11 protein-coding genes are annotated in these 13891 nt (G+C 68.1%); 4 read left to right on the forward strand and 7 right to left on the reverse strand.

The annotated features are described in order from the left end of the window. The first annotated feature begins 169 nt into the window (after nt 1–169). The 4 genes from traA (at nt 170) to traF (ending at nt 6849) form a co-directional block, all read left to right on the forward strand. The gene (gene traA, locus K2Y56_RS18845) at nt 170–4288 is read left to right on the forward strand and encodes a Ti-type conjugative transfer relaxase TraA (RefSeq protein WP_292511021.1); all 4119 of its coding nucleotides are present in this window, start codon (nt 170–172) and stop codon (nt 4286–4288) included. A gap of 193 nt (nt 4289–4481) precedes the next feature. After that, the gene (locus K2Y56_RS18850) at nt 4482–4763 is read left to right on the forward strand and encodes a hypothetical protein (RefSeq protein ID WP_292511025.1); all 282 of its coding nucleotides are present in this window, start codon (nt 4482–4484) and stop codon (nt 4761–4763) included. Next, nucleotides 4760–6313 (forward strand): Fic family protein, encoded by a 1554-nt coding sequence (locus tag K2Y56_RS18855; RefSeq protein WP_292511028.1) that lies wholly within the window; start codon nt 4760–4762, stop codon nt 6311–6313. Before K2Y56_RS18850 ends, K2Y56_RS18855 begins: the two co-directional genes overlap by 4 nt. 20 nt (nt 6314–6333) lie before the next feature. Next, complete coding sequence (gene traF, locus K2Y56_RS18860; protein ID WP_292511190.1) at nt 6334–6849, forward strand: conjugative transfer signal peptidase TraF; 516 nt, start codon at nt 6334–6336, stop codon at nt 6847–6849. 93 nt (nt 6850–6942) lie between these two features. Here traF and K2Y56_RS18865 read toward each other — a convergent pair whose 3' ends face one another. The 7 genes from K2Y56_RS18865 to trbJ all read right to left on the reverse strand — a co-directional run bounded on the left by K2Y56_RS18865 (nt 6943) and on the right by trbJ (nt 13887). Continuing rightward, nucleotides 6943–7629: a hypothetical protein gene (locus tag K2Y56_RS18865; RefSeq protein ID WP_292511031.1), complete on the reverse strand. Its 687-nt coding sequence runs from the start codon at nt 7627–7629 to the stop codon at nt 6943–6945. Between the two features lie 73 nt (nt 7630–7702). Beyond that, nucleotides 7703–9301 carry a TrbI/VirB10 family protein gene (locus K2Y56_RS18870; protein ID WP_292511035.1) on the reverse strand — a complete coding sequence of 533 codons (1599 nt, stop codon included), beginning with the start codon at nt 9299–9301 and terminating at the stop codon, nt 7703–7705. Nucleotides 9302–9371: 70 nt separating this feature from the next. Next, nucleotides 9372–10265, reverse strand: a complete 894-nt coding sequence (gene trbG / locus K2Y56_RS18875) for a P-type conjugative transfer protein TrbG (RefSeq protein ID WP_292511037.1) — start codon at nt 10263–10265, stop codon at nt 9372–9374. Between the two features lie 52 nt (nt 10266–10317). After that, nucleotides 10318–11010, reverse strand: coding sequence for a VirB8/TrbF family protein (locus K2Y56_RS18880; RefSeq protein ID WP_292511040.1), 693 nt, complete (start codon nt 11008–11010; stop codon nt 10318–10320). A gap of 26 nt (nt 11011–11036) precedes the next feature. Further along, the gene (trbL, locus tag K2Y56_RS18885; protein WP_292511043.1) at nt 11037–12902 is read right to left on the reverse strand and encodes a P-type conjugative transfer protein TrbL; all 1866 of its coding nucleotides are present in this window, start codon (nt 12900–12902) and stop codon (nt 11037–11039) included. A 35-nt stretch (nt 12903–12937) separates the two neighbouring features. Next, nucleotides 12938–13093: a hypothetical protein gene (locus K2Y56_RS18890; protein ID WP_292511046.1), complete on the reverse strand. Its 156-nt coding sequence runs from the start codon at nt 13091–13093 to the stop codon at nt 12938–12940. Then, nucleotides 13093–13887, reverse strand: coding sequence for a P-type conjugative transfer protein TrbJ (gene trbJ, locus K2Y56_RS18895; protein WP_292511049.1), 795 nt, complete (start codon nt 13885–13887; stop codon nt 13093–13095). Before trbJ ends, K2Y56_RS18890 begins: the two co-directional genes overlap by 1 nt. Between the last annotated feature and the right edge of the window lie 4 nt (nt 13888–13891).

A 13891-nucleotide genomic window follows, 5' to 3' on the forward strand; every position in this document is an offset into this window, starting at 1 on the left:
TTCCCTTGCGCGGTAGCGCACGAAGAAGGCTCGCGGAGCGAGTCCGTATGAGGTCCCGAAACCGGAGCGGGCCTTGGGGCCCGCGTGTTGAGGGCGCACCATATAGGTTTTCCGGCGAAAACCGATCTGCTACGCTTTGCGGCGGTGCTGCTTCGCTCCGGTCCTGCTCTTGGCGATCTTCAATTTCACGGTCCAGAGGATTTCCCGCGGGGACGGCCGCGGCGCCGTCGCTGCGGCGTCCTATCGCCACCGGGAGCGAATGCGCGAGGAGGAGACGGGGCGAACCTGCCGCTACACCAACCACCGGGACGAGAAGGTCCACGCCGAGCTGGCGCTGCCCGACCAGACCCCGGAGTGGTTGCGCAACCTGGTCGACGGCCGCACCCCGGCCCAGGCAAGCGAAGCCCTCTGGAACCGGGTCGAGCGGGAGGCGACCCGTGCGAACGCCGTCCTCGCCCGGGAGATCAACATGGCGCTCCCCAAAGAGCTGTCGCGTAAGGAGCATATCGCCCTCATGCGCGACTTCGTGCGGGAGGCCTTCACGAGCCGCGGGGTGGTGGCGGACTGGGTGATTCACGAAAAGCCGGGCAACCCGCACGCCCACGTCATGCTCACCGCCCAGCCGCTGTCCGAGACCGGCTTCGGCAAGAGCTACAGCCGCATCCTCGACCCGGCGGGCGATCCCGTGCGGGTGAATGGAAAGGTCCAATACAAGGTTTGGGAGGACGGACGCGACACCATCCGGGACTGGCGCCGGGCGTGGGAGAACGTCACCAACCGGCACCTCGAGCGCGCCGGGATCGAGGCCCGCATCGACGGCCGATCGCTCAACGAGCGTGGATCGTCGCTCACCCCCAATGTTCATCTCGGGCCCGAGAACAGGTCGGATCGGAACGGCAGGATCGAGGGCAGCCTTGAGCGGAGGCAGGCCGCCATCCAGCGCGAGAATGCCGAGCGCATCCGCGCGAACCCGAGCGAGCTGGTCCGGCTCGCGGCATCGCAGGCGGCGGTGTTCACGCGCCGCGACGTCGAGCGCGTGGCGAACCGCTACCTGAAAGAGGCCGAGCCGGACGAAGTCAGAAGGCTTGTCGACCAGGCGCTCGCGTCACCGGACATCGCCGCCACCCCGTCGAGTGCGCTGGACCCCTTCACGGGCCGGATAGTCGAGGCGATGGTGTACGCCACGCGCGACATGATCGCCCTCGAACAGCGCATGATGGAGCAGGCCCGGGCACTGCGCCTCGACCCGTCGCACGGGGTCGACAGCGCCCATGTTGAAGCGGCGCTGAAGGCTCAGGACGACGCGATCAGGACCGCGACCAATGGTCGAGCCGGGCTGTCGGAGGAGCAGCGTGAGGCTGTGCGCTACGTCACCGACGCGCGCGGGATCACCGCGGTGGTGGGGTTCGCCGGATCCGGCAAATCCACCATGCTCCAGGCGGCGAAGGAGGCCTGGATCGCCTCCGGTCGGCGGGTGTTCGGCGCGGCGCTCGCCGGCAAGGCGGCAGAAGGTTTGAAAGACAGCTCCGGGATCGAAAGCCGCACGCTCGCGTCGTGGGAATACGCTTGGTCGCAGGGGCGCGACGCTCTCCAGAAAGGGGACGTGTTCGTGATCGACGAGGCCGGAATGGTCTCCTCCGGCCAGCTCGCGCGGGTGATCGACACGATCCACACTGCCGGTGCCAAGGCCGTTCTGGTCGGCGATGCGACGCAGCTTCAGCCCATCCAGGCGGGGGCGGCTTTCCGCGCGATCTCGGAGCGGATCGGCTTTGTCGAGCTGGAGGGCATCCGCCGCCAGCGCGCGCACGAGTGGCAGCGCGAGGCGTCGCTCGACCTCGCCCGTGGGCGCACGTTCGAGGCGTTGCAGGCTTACCGGTCACACGGCTCGGTGCGCTTCCACGATACGGCGGAGGCTGCGCGAGAGCAGATCGTGGCGGACTGGAGCGAGGCCAACCGGCAGGGGTCGGTGCTGGTCGTCGCGCACGCCAACAAGGACGTGGACGCGCTGAACTGCGGGGTCCGGGACGCCCGCAAGGCCAGCGGCGAACTGTCCGGCACGGAGGTTCAGTTCGAGACCTCGCGCGGTCTGAAGGGCTTCGCCATCGGGGACCGGGTGTTGTTCCTGAAGAATGAAGCGGAGGTGAAGAACGGGATGCTGGGCACGGTCGAGCGCCTGGGCCTCGACACGCTCACCGTCCGCACGGACGGGGGCAACACCGTCACGCTGAAGCCGTCCGAATACGAGCACTTCAGCCACGGCTACGCGGCGACCGTCCACAAGGCGCAAGGCGCCACGGTCGACCGAACGCTGGTCTATGCGTCCGAGACGATGGACCGGCATCTCGCCTATGTGGCGATGACGCGGCACCGCGACGACGCCGTCATATACGCATCGTCGGAGACGTTCGGCAGCCTCGCCGACCTGGCGCAGAAGCTCGGGCGTGACGGTGCGGCCACGACGACCCTGGACCATGACTTCATGCGCCGGCGCGCAAATGTGAGCGACTTGCCGGAGGCCGTTCCCGACCGCGGGCTCACATGGGACGTCAGCGCACAGCCGGCCGAGGCAAGAATCAACGAGCGCGCCCCGGCGGCTGAGAACCCCTCTGCGCTCGCCACCGCCGACCAGGTGTTAGAGCGGACCGGCACGGCGCCAACCGACGAGGTCGACGCCGGCCCGATTGCGAACAAAGCCCCAGCCGCGATCGTCCAGCCGAGAACCGAACCGGCGACCCATTCCGCGCGCGGCGCGAAGGTCATGGTGGCGGCCGTGCGAAGCGCGGCAGGCACCGACAAGGCGGCGATCGAGGCCAGGGTCGCGGCGGCGGCCGCGTGCCATCGAGCCCGCGAGGCTGCACGCTTCGCGGTCGAGGCGGTGTGGAAGAACGCCGATCCGATCGTCGAGCGGATCGACGCCGCCATCTGCGGCGAGGCAGACATGGCCGTGCTTGCCGCGCTCATGCGCGAGCGCCCCGAGCAACTCGGCGAGATGCACGGCCGGGAGGAACGGCGGGGGCTGCTTGCCCGCTTGCTGCCGGAGTCCGAGGCCGCGAGGGCGGGCCGGACGGAGCGGGCGGCGGCGCACGAGGATGCGAGCTTCGCGGCCGACCAGGCGATGCGCGCGGCCTTTATCTGGCGGGACAGGCTGGCGCAGGAAACCGCCGCGGCGGCGGTGCGGGCGGAGCGGATGGGGCACGCGGTCCCGTATCTCTCCGATCGCGCCAGCGGATTGCTGCGGGCGTTCGTGGAGGCCCGGGAGGCCGGGCCGGAGGCCGAGCGGCTCGCGGCCGCCCGAGCCCGCGACCGCGAGGACCTGACGGCCGAACTCGTCGCTTATGACGCGGCGCTGACGCGCCGCTTCGGGGCGGACGCCTTCACGGAGTGGGCAACCGAGCGGTTCGAGGATGCCTTGGGCCGCGATCGCTGGGCGGCGGGGATGCTCAGGACGCTCGGACCCAAGGTGCGCGACTTTGCGGCCGCGCAGCGCGAGGTGGACGCGCGCTTGGCGCGGGCGGCGCAGGATCGGGCGACGCGACCTGAGCCCCTGTTCGCCGCGGTCACGTCGTTCGACCGCACGCCCGAGGAGGTCGCGCGGGACAGCGTGGCGGCCGACGGCTCGATCACGGCCGAGGTGAAGGCGCTCGAGGCGGCGGCGCGCGTCGTCTACCGCGATCCCGACGCGGCCGTGCGGGCGATCGTCGAGGCGCTGCCCAACCGGGAGCGTTACAGTGGCTTCGTGGATCGCCTGTTCGACAGGCCCGAAGAGATCGGGGCGCTGGCCGGAGCCAAGGGCCTGTTCGTGGGGCGTGCCGAGAAGCAGGCGCGCGCCGTGGCCGAGGAGACGGCCAAGGACTTCGCGCTCCGGGCCCGGGAGCTCGGGGACAACTATGCCGGCTCGGTCCGCCTCGCCGCCGAGCAGGAGCGGGAGGGCCGCGCCGCGGCGGCGATCGAAGTGCCGGGCCTCTCGGCGGCGGCCCAGGCCGTCGTCGACCGGCTGCAAGGCCTCGCCTCGGACCAGGCGGGGGAGCAGTATCGCGCCTTGTCGGCAAGCCCTGAGGTGCGCCGCGAGGTTGAGGCATTCGGGGAGGCGGTGCTGCGCAAGTTCGGGCACAGCCTCAAGGTGGAGCGGGTCTCGCCCCGGCCGACCGCCGAGCAGCGTGCCCAGTTCGCGCGCGAGCTGCCGCGCCTGGAGGCGGCGCGCGCGCTCGCGCGGGGGCTGCGGCTCGAGCGCGACCGGCAGAGGGAGCTCGTCCGGGACCTGCAGCAGCGCAACGAGCGCGGCCGTTAGGGGCGGTCGTGGGCCAGGGCGCGAGCAGCCTGATAGGGGGTCCGCCTCTCTGTTGCCGGGCCAAAGCTAGGGTGAGGCCGGAGGATGGCTTGGATGTTATGAAGGGAGAGAGCGTCGACGCGGGTTTCGGGCAGCGCTTACGAAAGAGCGCTCGATCGCGGCGGCCGGGCGAACAGCTCTATGGAGGCAACCCATGACCATGACCACCGCCGATGCCCTCGACGCCCGCGCCCGTGAGACGGAGGCGGGCCCTTCCGTCGCGGAGCAAATCCGCGAGCTCGCCCGCGCGCACGGCGTCGTGTACGAGCGCAGCCCGCTCGACGACTACGCCGAAACGATCTCCCGGCTCTCGGACGCCGAGGTCACGCCCGACGAGACCGAGTGTCTCTTGCGCGCGCTGACCGACGCGGGCGTGATCACCCCCGAGCAGCGGTTTTGTCTGCACGCTGCCTACCTGCGCCAGAGCCGGGCATGACCTTCGATCCGTTCGGCGATTTCGAGAGCCGGGGGTATCTGCGGAACAACGAAGGGATCAAAGATCCGGCCGAGGTGAAGCGCCTTGAGCACGAGGTCTTCCGCGATCATGTGGGAGGAGCCATCGCGGCGCTGCGGACCGGAAAGGCGCTCGGCTACGAGGACGTGCTCGAGACGCACCGGCGGCTGTTCCAGACCATGTATCCGTGGGCAGGCCAGGATCGGACCGAGAACGCCCCCGACATCGCCATCGTCAAGGGCGGCCGGTCCGACCTGTTCGCCTACCCGGACGAGATCCATCGCGCCGCGGCGCACGCTCTCACGCGCGGCCAGAAGGTCGAGATCATGCGCGAGCGGCCGGGCGAGGTCATGGGCCTCCTCGCCTACGCCCACCCGTTTCTGGAGGGGAACGGGCGCACGATCATGGTCCTGCATGGCGAGATGTGCCGACGGGCCGGCCTCCACATCGCCTGGCAGGCCATCCCGAAGAAGGACTACCTCGAGGCCCTCACGAAGGAGCTGGACCAGCCCGGACGCCATCTCGATCGCTTCCTGGCGCCCCACGTTCGCCTGGAGGGGCTCGGCCGTGAGCAAGAGGCCACGATCCTGCGTTCGCTGCCGGGGTTAGGGCCCGCGCGGGAAACGGATCGCCCGCTGCACGAGTCGACCGCCGCTCAATCGACAGCCAAGGTCGAAACCTGCTGCTCGGCGCACTCTGCGCCGCGGCCCCCAGCGTCATCCAGTCTTGAGGCGAACCAGGGGGAGACACGGCCTCGCGAGAAGCAAAGTCTCCTTCTGCCGGCCAACGCCGTTGATCGAACCCTGCCTTTGTCGGAAGTCTCGGCGCGTGTGGAGGCCGACCCACACATAGCGCCCTACGTCGCTGCTCTGAAATCAGCCGCCGAAGTCACGTTCAAGGAGCCGGCGGCGGTCGTGGCCTCGCTCACCACGCAGGCAATCGAAATGCCTGAAGCCGAGCCGGCGATCAGAATGCAGCTTTACGAACGTCCAGAAGTATTTGGCGATTTGAGGGGCGGAACGACTCGCCTCGGCCGGGAGGACGCGGAACGTCAGGGGGCGCGCAGCGCAGGTGGATTGGTGGCCAACGCCTTCAGCGAGTTGGCGGACGTCGCCCGCTCCATCAAAGCCGAAATCCTCTCGGATTGGTCCGAGTACGTTCAGCGGGAGCTGATCGCCATTCCGGCGCCGAGCGAGGAATTGCAAGCGGTGTTGGGGCAAGGCGACATGACGGCGACCTCAATTGCCGAGGTCGCCCGCAACACGGGCCTTGTGAACGAGATCAACGCCTTTCTCGAAGCTGCTCAACAGCGCTTCGGATGGGCTGGCATGGCAGCCATCCGAGGCGACCGAATGGCCGAGCTGCGGGATCGCATGTCAGGCATCAAAGAGCACGATCTCGAACTGGCTGCTCGCCTGACGCAGGACGTGGCGAAGCTGCATGGTCGGGTCCAGGCTCAGCACGAGCGTCAAGAGCGCAAGGCGGAGCACGACCTGAAGCTCACGCATCGGTCAGCGGAGATTGAGCCCTGAACGGATACCGACTCATCGGGATCGGGGCCTTCATGGCGGCCGCAGTGGTCCTTGGGGCCTTCGAGGTGTTCGGGCTGACAGTCAACACGACGCCCTCTTACCCGCGCGGCCTCTGGCGGCGCGTGGAAGCCGTCGAACCACCGTTGACGCGCGGGCGCATGGCGCTGGCCTGCCCCCCGAGCTCGCCAGCTTTCGACGAGGCGCTCGGGCGCGGCTACATGGGCGGGCCGGGTTGGTGCCACAACGGCTACCGGCCGATCATGAAGAAGATCGTGGCCGTCGCCGGCGATATCGTGACCTTCGACGGCACCGGCGGCGCCATGCGGGTCAACGGGCAGGAGATCCCGAATTCGGCCCGCCAGGCCCGCGATGCGGCCGGGCGTCCGATGAGGTCGTGGGCCGGCGGAGCGATCCCGCCGCACCAGGCGCTTCTGGTGTCGGACTACGATCCCTACTCCTTCGATGGCCGCTACTACGGGCCGCTGCCCGAGACCTCGGTCTACGCCTACACGGAGCCGGTCCTGACCGTCCCCTGACGTACCTCAAACGCGAACCCACGAAGCGCCTCGCGGCGCCTGTGGGTTGCAAGAAGACGCGGATCACCTACTGCGACGCTGGGGGGCCTGGTCTCAGCGGGCCTCGCGGAACCGGCTGAGGTCAATGGTCATGGGCGCGGACGTGACCTCGAACATGGTTGGCGGCACAGGCGGGGCGCTCGCCCCCCGAGGGGACTTGGGGGAAACGTCAGCGGTTTCCCGGCCGGAGGACGCATAGGCCTCCGCGACCCGGCGCGGTTCACGATCGCCAGAGCCAGCTATCTCCCTCCGCTCGAACTCGCGCGGCGGGGGCTTGGCGACCACGACCGGAACCGAGGGGGTCAAGCCCGAGATCGGAGCCCCATTGTAGGTGCCCGCCACGTAGGCCCGCACCGTCTCGAGGGGCAGATCGCGCGGATTTCGCACCGACGCGGAGACCATCTCGCGGGCGCGCTGGTAGACGAGCGACCCAATGCGGATGTTCGTACAAGGTTCAATCGCTTGCGCGACCGAGACCTTCAGCTCGGGGAGGAGACGGGCCGGAACGAGCAACAGCCCGAACCGCACGTCGGCTCCGGCGCTGAGGTAGCTCGTGACGGCCTGGACCATCGCTGCATTGGTGGTGGGCTGGCGAACGACCACGGCCTTGCGGCCGTCCTTGGTCACAACCTTCAGCGCCAGCTCGTTGTAGCCCGAGGTCTCGTTGATGAGTTCCTCGATTGCGGCCGGTTCAATGCCCGGAGCCATGCACTGCTTGATGTAGTTGGCATCGAAATCCATGGCATTCATCCGTCAGGGGAGGGGACAGCTCGCACGATCAGGTGTCAGGTTGTCGATCATCGGACTGCGCTCGTCATTGGGCGTAGGGCGGGAACACGATGTCTTTCTCGACGATCACATTGAAGCGATAGCCGGGACGCACTTCGATGGTCGGCTGAATGTTGAGGTTCTTCTGGAACGACTGGCGCACTACGCTGCCGAAAGTCGAGGCGGTGTTCTCGATGCCAGCCTGCCCGAGCGAGATCGAAACACCGCCGGCACCGGGATTGCGCGCGGTCGCGATCGCGTACTCGCTGCCGGCGCCGACAAGGCTCAGGAGAAGCGCGGAGCCGTAGGTCCGCAGCTCGTGATTGTCGACCCGATCGGCGAAGCCGCCGTAACCTGCCCCGTCAGTGCCGGCCATGCTGCCGAGGTGCAGCGTCGAGCCGTCCGGGAAGGTCAGGTCGGTCCAGACCACCAGCACCCGCTCCTGGCCGTACGTGACGCCGGAGTCGTACCGGCCGAACAGGCGCGAGCCTTGCGGGATCAGAAGGTAACGGCCGGTCGCGCTGTCATAGACGTTCTGGTTCACCTGCGCGATCATCCGTCCCGGCAGGTCGGAGTTGACGCCAGTAATCATCGTTGCCGGGATCACAGAGCCCTTCTTCAGCTCGTAGGGCGACAAGGGCTGCTGGACGAGGTGAGCCAGATAACCTTGGGCATCCGTCTGTTGGGTCAGGAAGCCCAGCTTGCCGGACTGGCCGTTCGGGTCCTGCTGGACAAACTGCGCCTGTTGCAGCGCGCCGAGATAGGCGGGCGAGAGACCGCCGCCGATGCTGCCGCCATATCCTCCACCAAAGGCCCCGCCGTATCCTCCACCATAGCCGGCGCCGTAGCGGCCGTAGCCCGTCGAGGCAGTGGAACCGGGGAACTCGCCGCCGCCCGATGCACCGGCAATGCCGGACCCGCCGACCCCCGAGAACCCCTGTCCCGAGATGAGGGCCATGCCGCCGCCGCTTCCACTCGCCCAAGCCGTGCGAACGGTGGGCGGCGGAGGCGCTACGCTGACGCTGGTCGGAGCCGTACGGGGAACCGGAGCCGCCGCGACCACGCCACTCCTCACAACCGAACCGCCGGGCACCATCCCGTTGCGGACACGATCGGCGGTGCGGGCATAGCTGCCGCGCGCCATGTCGATCAGGGTCGGCGAGCCGAGCGCCTCCTCGTGGCCCTGGATCGTCGCCAGCTCGATCCGCTGGCGCTCCTGCTCCAGCCGCTCGGCTCGCTGGAGCGCCATGCGCTTCTTCATCTCCTCCATGGGATCAGTCGCGGTCGAAGCCGTCGCCGCCTGCCTGGTGATCGGGGGCTGAACGGTGCCTTCAGGAGTCACGATCGTCTGCGGTGCTGGAGAAGGTGGGGCCGCAGCCTGACGGGCCCCGATCGTCCCATCTGGCCGCCCGGCAGTGAGGCTACGGCTGATGGCCTCCGTGCTCTGGCCGCCCATGGCCTTGGGAGCCTCGACCGTTCGCCGGTTCGAGCGGTCGATCGCCACGCTGACCGCGGCCGCCGTCACCGCGGTGCCCAGGCCAACCGTGATGAGAAGCGGGATGCGATTAAGACGCCGCACGGGCGCCTTTGCGCGGGCGTGCGAAGCCGCTCCCTGGATGACGGTCGGATTGGCTGTGGCGCTCATGGTTGACCTCGTGTTGGAGACGCCCGCCGCGCTCAAGCCCGGCCCGAAATGGCGTCCAGTGAGACTGGGGTTAGTTGAAGATCCGCGTGAAGAAGGCGGCCACCGGGTCCTGCTCGCCGCGGGTGATCGTCACCCGCTCCTGGCTCCACCCGACGCCTGACACCAGGATCGCCCGGTCAAAGACTTGGTCGACGATGTAGCGATCGTCCTGGAGGCGGTAGTTCACGACCTGCTGCTCGCCCGCGCTGTTGATGACGTGCAGGACCGGAGCCTCGCGGCTGCGCATGTAGAGCGGCATGTCGAGGAAGGTGCGGACGCCATCGTTGTAGATGCGAACCGGCTTAAAGGCGGCGTTGCCGCTGGCGACATAGCGATCGTCATAGACCCCGCCGGCCGCGACGGGGCGTCCGATCGGGCCGGTCCCACGGGCCTGCGTCACGGTCTTGTCCGGAGGGTATTCGAACCCCACCCGATCCATGTAGGGGCCGCGCACGGACTTGAGGCGGATCGAATAGGTACGTCGGTTCGTGGTGACGATCATGGTGGTGTTCAGGCCGGCGCCGTTCGGCTTGACCACGAGGTGGGCAATCTCACCCGGCCCGGCGCCGCCCGAGGTCGCAGGCGCGATCTTCCAGCGCACGGTGTCGCCCAGGTTCACGTCCTTGACGATCTCGCCGGCCTCGAACTCGATGTCGCATACCTGCAAAGGGGCGCACACGACCGTTGGCTGGGAGTGGCCGAAGGCGAACAGGACCTTGCCATCAGGGCCGGTCCGCAGCACCGCCTTCTTGGTCCGCCATTGGTTGGCGCGCGCCACGGCTGCCTGCTCGGACGCGGTGAGTTCAACGGTCGGCGCGACCACGACGCCATCCTGCTCGACGGGTTCGGCAGCATAATCGGCACCCCAGGCCGCGCTGGTCGACGCGACCGCCACGATGGCGAGCGCAGAAACAATAGCCTTCATGGTTGGAGTGCCCCGCACCTATGTTCTTGTTGGTCTTGGCTCTTCGCGCTGCTCAGAGCTGCTGCACCCAGTCGAAGTCCTTGATGTAGAGACCGATTGGGTTGGCCCGGATCACCGCCTCGGATTGAGGGGGGATCATCTGCACCTGCGCTACGCCCTTCATGGCGATCCGGCTCCTCTCGTCGCCGTTCGGCTTGCGGACGATCTCGATCCAGTCGACCTGGTAGCTCGTCTCGGAGAGCGGCACGACCGAACGGACCTGGACGGAAACCGTTTCGGTGAGCGCCCGAACGAAGGGGTCCTGGCCCTCCGTCCGGAAGTAGCTCGTGATCTTGTTGGTCGCCGGATCGCCGGTGATGAGGAAGCCGTAGAGGCGCTCGACGTTGCGCTTGAGGACGGTCCCGTCGGTCGTGACCGAGCGAAAGTTGGTCACGAAGTCGCCGAGGAGGTTCTGAACGACACGGCGATCGGCATACTCGATCCGCTCGGGGAAGCCGGCGAATACCGGCATGCCGATCTTATCGACCGCAATGACGAAGGGCTGGTAGGTGGTGTTCTGCCTGATCCAGAGCGCGTAGCCCGTGCTCATGGTGGCGAGCCCCAGGCAGAGGAAGGCCATGATCTGCCACATCCGGGCCTGCCGGATGTAGGAGCCGTAACGCTCGTTCCACTCGCGCCTCGCCGCCACATAGGGGTTCTCGGCTGTGGCGTTGGAATAAGACTCGGGCAAGGACGTCGGCGACATAGAAGCCCCTTGGGATCAAAATCGCGCTACGAACGCGGCGTTGTGGTCTTGGTGGATGTGAAGGCGAGCGGACGCGACTTCGGCGGCGGCACGCTGCTCACGTAGGTCGCCGACGGCACTCGCTCCGACGGCAGTGCGGTCGTGGTCGTGGGGGCTCCCCCGGCCGGAGCACCTGAACGAAGCGACGGATTGAGGACGGCCTCGCTGCCCGCCTGGACGGGGGGTCGCGCGGGCGCATCCGAAGATAAGGTCTCGGTCATGGCAGGCGGTGCGCCCGTCGAGACGGCCGCTGCGACGTCCCGGAGAGTGTTGCTACCCGCCTCTGCGGCTGCGAGTGATGAGCCGCCGAACGCCTCGCTGGGCGCAGGCGCAGCCCCGCCGCCCGCCTGCGGCAGGCTGAGCGCAGCAGCCAGGGCCTGCCCGGGCGAGAACCCGGGAGGAGCGGTTGGCGCCCTCGGCGCGGCCGGAGCCTGGGAGACGACCACAGGAGCAGTGGCGCCGGCGACGGTGCGGGCAGCCGTGGACGAGGACTGGCCGGGCGGCGCCGCGGAGTTGGCCTCGGCTTTGCCGGTTCCGGCCGGCGCCGCGGCTGGCCCTGCAAAACCGGCCGGGCTGCTCGTCCCACGCGACCCGCCGCCGAAACCGGAGTTGTCACTCGTCCCTCGCCCTGCCCCGCCACCGGTAGGCGACGAGGGCGGACGGCCGCCCCCGCTCCCCGACGTCAGCATCGGCTGCGACGCGCGGGCAGCGCGTGCGCCGGACGAGCCTCCCGGGGCTGCGAGGCGGGCCGCCTGCTGATTGCCCAGACGGAGCTTCGAGGCCGCGTTGCCCATCACGGAGCCCATCCGGGAGCCCGGAACGCTTGCCGCGCGGTCGAAAGCCGCTCCGGCGACCGCGCCGATCGCCCGGCCCGCCATCTGCCCGATGCTCCCGCCGCCCCGAGCGGCGGCAACGCCCACGGCCGCAGGGCCTGCCACCGCGCCCATCGCAGCGCCAGCGGCGCCGGCGGCCACGCCCAGGAGCGTGGTGTTGCTGCCGACGGACGAGCCCACCACGACCGATTGAAGCATCGAGGGCAGGGCTTTCGTGACGGCGAGCAGCACGATGGCTACACCCACGACGGTGTAGATTTCGGTGTTGCTGGTGTTGCTGAAGTTCCTCACCGTCTCCGAGATGATCGACTGACCGATCGAGACGACGAGCCCCATGACCATGAGCTTCAAGCCAACGGATATGGCGTAGGTCAGGTACTTGATCGCATAGTCTTTGGTGAAGCCGCTGCCCCCGAAACCAAGCAGGATGATCCCTGCATAGGTCACGATCCACATCTCCACCGTGGTCACGATGACGATCGCGGCAATGAGCGCGAAGCACACAACGACCACGAGCGCCGCGATCAGCAGGGCGACCGACTTGCCGCTGTCCGTCCAGAACGAAACATTGTCGGCGAGCTTCTGAGCGACCTGCACGCCGGCGTTGAAGATGTCGGACGGCTTGAACCCGACGCCGCCCGCGTTCTGGGCGATCTGCCGGAAGCTCTTGATGACCGCATCGACGACCGCGGGGCCCTGGTCGAGGATGAAGTAGAAGATGCCGACGACCAGGATACGTTTGACGACCTCCGAGGCGAAGTTCTGAATCCCCGACCCGGAGAGCGCGAGGAAAATCGCGCTGACGGCGAACTCGATCGCCGCCAAGATCCAGAAGAGGCTGATGGCCGCCGACTTGATGGCGCTTTCCCACCTGGAGGTCGCCGCCTGGAATCTGTCGACGAGCGAGTCGAGGACCTGGCCCGCCTGCGCCTGCGCATCGGCAGGCATGGCGACGACGAACATGGCCACTGCCAGGAGGCCGAGAACCGCCGGAAGGGCCGGGTTCGCACGCCGTCTCATCGAAGTCCTCGTCTTGCTCGCTGGGTGCGAGGTCGTCAGTATTCTTTCCCGCAATCGAGGCAGGCCGGCCGGTCGTTCCGGAAGTAGGCCGCCTCGGCGCTCGCGGTTTTCGCCTGCATGAAGGCCCAAAAGCCCGCAGCGCCGAGACCTGCTACGACGATCAGCGCGATAACGACGATCTTGAGGTTCATCAGTATTCCTTTCCCCCTTCGATGCTGACCGGAGCCGTGCTCTGGAAATATCGGCGATCGGCCGCCTGCTGCTGCTCCTCGATGGCCTGCCGCCGGCCGAACACCTGGCCGAACATCACCGTCTGCTGCGCGATGAGTGCGCGCAGCTTGAGCATCTGATCGACCTGGAGGCTCGCCAGGGAATGCCCGACCTGGAGCGCCCGCATCTGGCCGTCAGCTGTCTCGGACTGGCCCTGGAGCCTCTTGAGGAGGTCCGCGTCCAGCGTGAGCTGGTCGCCCGTGAGGTTCGCAGTCTTAAGCGTGCTGGCGATCGTGTCGCGCTGCGTGGTCGACCACGAGGAGTAGGCTTGGGAAAACGAACCGCCCGTGAGGTTCTGGCCCAGGAACGTGTCGTAGCTGCTGAAGCGCTGCCGAAACACGCCGTCGATGTTCCCCATGCTGAAGGCGAGCCCCTGCCCCTGCTGGGTCAGTTGAGCCAAGCGGCCAATGTCGCTCTGAGCTTGATCCCAGATGCGCTGCGGCAACGCCGCCGTGTTTTGCAGCATGGTCTGGTACATTCGCAGCTGGTTCTGGATTTGCTGGATCTGGTTCGTGATCTGCTGAGCGAATTGGGCCGATTGCCTGATCTGCTCGCCCCCCATCTGCACCAGTTGCGCGTTGTTCATGATCTGCGTCCATTCGGTCGCAAACTGCGCCTGCTGGACGAGACTCGGGGGCGCGAGACCGAGCGGCGCGACACCGAGGCCCGGCGCAGCAACGGCGAGGGCCGGGGCAAGGGTCGCAGCCGCCAGCATGGCC

It is taken from the genome of Methylobacterium sp., from assembly GCF_019745455.1.
Classification (GTDB): Bacteria; Pseudomonadota; Alphaproteobacteria; order Rhizobiales; family Beijerinckiaceae; genus Methylobacterium.